Consider the following 4,429-nt stretch of genomic DNA (forward strand, 5'->3'; position numbering starts at 1 on the left):
GCAAGCGTGCACCCAGGAATTCAAAAACGGGAAGTTATTTAATGCACGCCCCTTAGTGATGCCCTTGAGCAAGTTGACCTTCTTCTAGTAGCTCGCAGCGCCCATATTCACAGGCAATTGTAAATGTGGGTTTTCCCCAGCAATGTGCGGTATACGTTTCTAGTGAGTACTTTTGATGCGCTAAAGTGATTGCGTCGCTGTTCATATTGCAGCCTGCATTCTTCGCGACTAGTTCGGCGGTGTATTCATGTTGGCCGTGGAGCTTGGTGCGGTGGTACTTTTTGGGAAGCCATGTTCGAGCCAGTAGGCCGCTATTGGCTTGGTATTCCACTTGTTTTGTCATGTCGACGATTGCTTCATCGAGCGCTTCTTGTACGGTTTCTCTAACGACATGAGTCCCCATGGCCGTTCCTACTAGAGGAATAAAGTAGCCTGCAATACCTGTCCCCAGGCGCGATGCGCTTAAAAAAGAGGATTGGCCCCCACTGTGAAGCGTTGTAATTTTGTTGCCGCTGGCATCTAAGATATCCAGTTTTATTTCGATGCTGGCCTGCATGGACAATTTTTCGATGTCTATTTGGGTAATTTTAGGCCGAACAATCAAGCCGCATTCATCGCAACTATTCCCAATTTTTGTGCTGCGGTAAGTTTGTGCCATTACGTCGCTTATGGCATCAGGGAGTGTTTGGTTGAAATCAACTTGCCAGCTGTTTAGCAGGCCCACAACAAAGAGTCCGGTTTCTTCATATTGCTGTTGGTGCGCCACAGATGGGGGCTGAATTAAAACGTGGGTATTGATTCCTGTACTAACAACGGCGCGCTCTTCAAATGCAGAGTGAGGCACGTGAACGAGTTGAGTACATCCAGCAAAAAAAAGGCAGGCTAGAAGGCTAACTAATAATTTGTATACAGGCATAGGTACATCAAAGACTAGTTTTTGGCATTGCTATAAATGCCTATTGTTATTTTGGCGTATATGAATTGCGGGTTTATACCCTGCTTCATATAAGCGGATTTATCTAGTCCTTCAGTTCTTCGAGTGTATGACGAATATGGCTTGAGTGTGAGTGCTAGCCGATAGAATGCGGCCGTTTTGTGATGAGCTTGACGTTTGTTTCTTTGGCGAGGCGGTTAACTTGGCTAATGTATTTATTGGCGTCGCTTCAGCAGCGTGAGTAAAAACAGACCGCTAGCCGCAAGCACAATGCTGGGGCCCGCGGGAGTGTTGTACCAAAAAGAGGCCCACATACCAATGGCTACAGCACTTGCACCAATTAATGCTGCTCCGATGGCCATAGTTTCGGGGGCGGAAGTGAGGCGGCGGCTAGCGGCGGCAGGCACAATTAGCATTGCGGTAATCAGTAGTACGCCGACAACGCGCATGGCAAATGCAACCACAATGGCGATGGCCATTAGCAATAGAATTCTCATCAAGTGGACAGGAATACCTTCGACCTTGGCAAGATCTGCATCAATCACCATTAATAATAACTTACGCCAAAATACCGCGATAAGGGCTAGAACCGAGGCGCAAACTGCGATGATAAGATAGGCATCGTTGCGGCTGGTTGTGAGTAAATCACCAAAAAGATACGCAAATAAATCGACAGAGCTACCCATCAAACTAACGCTGACTAACCCTGCCGCTAGCGCCGAGTGGGAGAGTAAGCCAAGCAGCGCATCATCACCTAGGCTGGGCTTTTGCTGCAGTAAAAAAAGTAGGCCCGCCAGCGCCATGCAGCACAGTACGATTGCGAGTGTGACGTTGATGCTGGCAAACAACCCCAGAGCAACACCCAGTAACGCGCCGTGAGCTAAGGTGTCGCCAAAATACGCCAGCCGCTGCCAAACCACAAATGAGCCCAGCGGGCCTGCAACTGCTGCGATAGCAAAGGCCGCTAGCAGCGCGTTAATGAGAAAGTCTGGCATAGGTATCGGCTAGTGTTTGTGAGTAGAGTGGTCGTGTTGGCAGCTATGTTGCCCGGCTTCAACGACGTCGCCATGAATATCGTGTTGATGATCGTGGTTGTGGGTATAGATGGCGATATCTTCAGCCGCTTGCTTACCAAAAAGCTGTAAGTATTCAGGATGCTGGCTTACGCTTTCGGGTTCGCCGTGGCAGCATACGTGTTTATTCAGGCACAAAACTTGGTCTGTTTGCGCCATGACGATGTGTAAGTCGTGAGAGACCATGAGTACGCTACAGCCAAGCTCGTTACGTAATTGGCCTAGTAGGTGATAAAGCTCTGCTTGGCCGGCAACATCCACGCCTTGCGCGGGTTCATCCAATACGAGTAACTCTGGTTTATTCATGAGTGCGCGTGCCAGTAGCACACGCTGCATTTCGCCACCGGAAAGCTTTTGTACCGGTGTTTGCAGGAGGCATTCAATATCAAGTCTTTGCACGGCCGCTTTCAATGCGCTTGCCTTGCCGCATAACGATAAAAAGCGCTGCGTGGTTAGGGGTAATTGTGGGTCGATGGTTATTTTTTGCGGCATATAGCCAATGCGAAGCTTAGGCTGGCGTTCAATTGCGCCGCTTGTGGGGGCCTGCAAGCCAACGACAATACTGACCAAAGAACTTTTCCCTGCACCATTCGGCCCAATCACGGTGACAATTTCACCCTTGTTCAGGTTTAGGTTGATACTCTGTAAAACAACGTTGTCGTTAAAGCTCAGGTTAATATCTTTGAGTTGTATCAATGGACTTGGTGAGGCAGGCATGGCGCAATCAGCTAATATGAAAGCGCCAAATGATACACTACAACATTTTTAGATGCGCGCCTTGCTGGCGCTGTAATGGGTGAAAGTAGAAATGGGTTTTATGACCTTTGTAATTTGTGGGGCCAGACATTGGTTTGGTAGCAGCGTACTACTGGGGCTGTTAATGGTTTTAGCCGGTTTAGCAAATGCGCAAAGCGACACGGCGCTTAACCCTTTTGCACCTAAGCCAACAGTGGTTGCAACTATCAAACCGATAGCCTTATTAGCGCAAAGCGTTGCTGGCGATGCCTTTAATGTGGTGACGTTATTGCCGCCTAACGCAAACCCCCATGCATTGGCTATGACTATTGCAGACCGGCAGCGCTTAGAAGATGCAAGCTTAGTGCTATGGCTGGGCGCAGGCTTTGAGCGCTTTTTGACAAAACCGATGAAGCAGCGGCAAAGCGCGCAGTTAGAGCTTGGCTTGCTTGAAGGGCTAAGATGGCCCGCCCAATCGCCGACAGATTTACACTTATGGCTCGACCCTCATAACATTGCGTTGGTGTTAAAGGCCATTACTGTTGAGTTAACGCTGATTGAGCCTTTACATAAAGCCGTGTTGGATGAGCGGTTAGCACGAGCCTTGAGTGTCCTGGCTCAGCAAAAAGCTGTAATACAGCGGCAACTCGATGCGTTTAAGCAGCGGCCATTTGCAGTAAGCCATGATGGTTATGCTCATTTTGTTGAGGCTTTTGGTTTGAACCAGTTAGCGGCCGCTACGCGCTTGCCCGAGGAGCAGCTTTCAGCCCGCCGCATGTACGATTTACAGAAATCTTTAGCAGGGGCAAGCTGTCTGATAGTGGAGCCTGGCGATCACTCCGGCGTTAAGCTTGCGGCGGCGCTAGGTTTGCAAGCTGTAGAGGTAGACCCTTTGGGCCGCTCCTCTGAAATCACCTCGATAACCGCATTATTGCAGTCTTTAGCCGCTGGTTTTAAGCGTTGTTTGGATAACGCTTAGGGCGATGCGGCCACCGGTTTATAGTTGGACGTTGATATCCCATTGATAAAAGAAAGTGGGCGATAGCGGTGGTGTTATTTCTAGCGTGAGCACATCAAGCCCCGTTTCTTCTGGCGCTTTGTAGGTCACATTGTAGGGGCCTGTTGGCATGTAGGTGTCGGTCACTATCCAATTGGCATTACCGATAATCTTACCGTTGTCAGCCTTAAAAGCGATTGTTGTGCCGACCGGCAGAGGATTTCCTAGTGGGCAGGCGGCTAGGTTACTACTGGCATTGGTATTTCCATCAGAAAGGTATAACCCTCCTAAGCTAAGATTCCCATCCGACTGAACGTTAAAACTGTCCGTCGCGAAATCACCTGGGTTGCATGGCGTTGGGAGGCGGCCGTCACTCAAAATCAACATTATTTGCACGCCAAGGTCGATGAAGTCATCGCTCGTATCGCACAGCATGCTGTGTTTACAGTTCGGCCCACTCCATAGGTTATTGCCTTCTGTTCTTGCTCCGTCATTATTGGTATCGGCGAAGTGTTCGCCTTGGTCGTATTGGCCGTTATTGTTATTGTCGGAGTAGGGTTCGCCTTTTTCGTGTAATTCGGGCGTAAAAATATCGCCATCATCAAAAACTTTATTACCATTATTGTCGATAAACCCTTCACCGCCTTTGATTGAAGCAAAAATTTGTATCTTCCCGTTGGCTGGTTGTAG

The 4,429-nt window shown here is 49.0% G+C and carries 4 protein-coding genes and 1 pseudogene; 1 reads left to right on the top strand and 4 read right to left on the bottom strand.

What is annotated here, in order from left to right; translation table 11 throughout:
* Nucleotides 1–52 precede the first annotated feature (52 nt).
* The 3 genes from AC3A8L_RS20155 to znuC all read right to left on the bottom strand — a co-directional run bounded on the left by AC3A8L_RS20155 (nucleotide 53) and on the right by znuC (nucleotide 2,724).
* The gene (locus AC3A8L_RS20155) at nucleotides 53–916 is read right to left on the bottom strand and encodes a hypothetical protein (RefSeq protein ID WP_487964065.1); all 864 of its coding nucleotides are present in this window, start codon (nucleotides 914–916) and stop codon (nucleotides 53–55) included.
* Nucleotides 917–1,149: 233 nt separating this feature from the next.
* The gene (locus AC3A8L_RS20160; protein WP_487964066.1) at nucleotides 1,150–1,929 is read right to left on the bottom strand and encodes an iron chelate uptake ABC transporter family permease subunit; all 780 of its coding nucleotides are present in this window, start codon (nucleotides 1,927–1,929) and stop codon (nucleotides 1,150–1,152) included.
* Nucleotides 1,930–1,938: 9 nt separating this feature from the next.
* Complete coding sequence (gene znuC, locus AC3A8L_RS20165) at nucleotides 1,939–2,724, bottom strand: zinc ABC transporter ATP-binding protein ZnuC (protein WP_487964067.1); 786 nt, start codon at nucleotides 2,722–2,724, stop codon at nucleotides 1,939–1,941.
* 100 nt (nucleotides 2,725–2,824) lie between these two features.
* On the opposite strand from znuC, the gene AC3A8L_RS20170 reads away from it, so the two are divergent.
* On the top strand, nucleotides 2,825–3,721 hold the full coding sequence (locus tag AC3A8L_RS20170) for a metal ABC transporter solute-binding protein, Zn/Mn family (RefSeq protein ID WP_487964068.1): 897 nt from the start codon (nucleotides 2,825–2,827) through the stop codon (nucleotides 3,719–3,721).
* A gap of 18 nt (nucleotides 3,722–3,739) precedes the next feature.
* On the opposite strand, the pseudogene AC3A8L_RS20175 reads toward AC3A8L_RS20170, so the two are convergent.
* A pseudogene (locus AC3A8L_RS20175) lies at nucleotides 3,740–4,429 on the bottom strand (hypothetical protein); the annotation flags it as partial.

This window comes from Marinagarivorans sp., assembly GCF_982758155.1.

What these genes read in the sequence shown, in the direction of transcription:
- AC3A8L_RS20155 (WP_487964065.1), bottom strand. Translation starts at nt 916, where the DNA reads ATGCCTGTATACAAATTATTAGTTAGCCTTCTAGCCTGCCTTTTTTTT.
- AC3A8L_RS20160 (WP_487964066.1), bottom strand. Translation starts at nt 1,929, where the DNA reads ATGCCAGACTTTCTCATTAACGCGCTGCTAGCGGCCTTTGCTATCGCA.
- znuC (WP_487964067.1), bottom strand. Translation starts at nt 2,724, where the DNA reads ATGCCTGCCTCACCAAGTCCATTGATACAACTCAAAGATATTAACCTG.
- AC3A8L_RS20170 (WP_487964068.1), top strand. Translation starts at nt 2,825, where the DNA reads ATGACCTTTGTAATTTGTGGGGCCAGACATTGGTTTGGTAGCAGCGTA.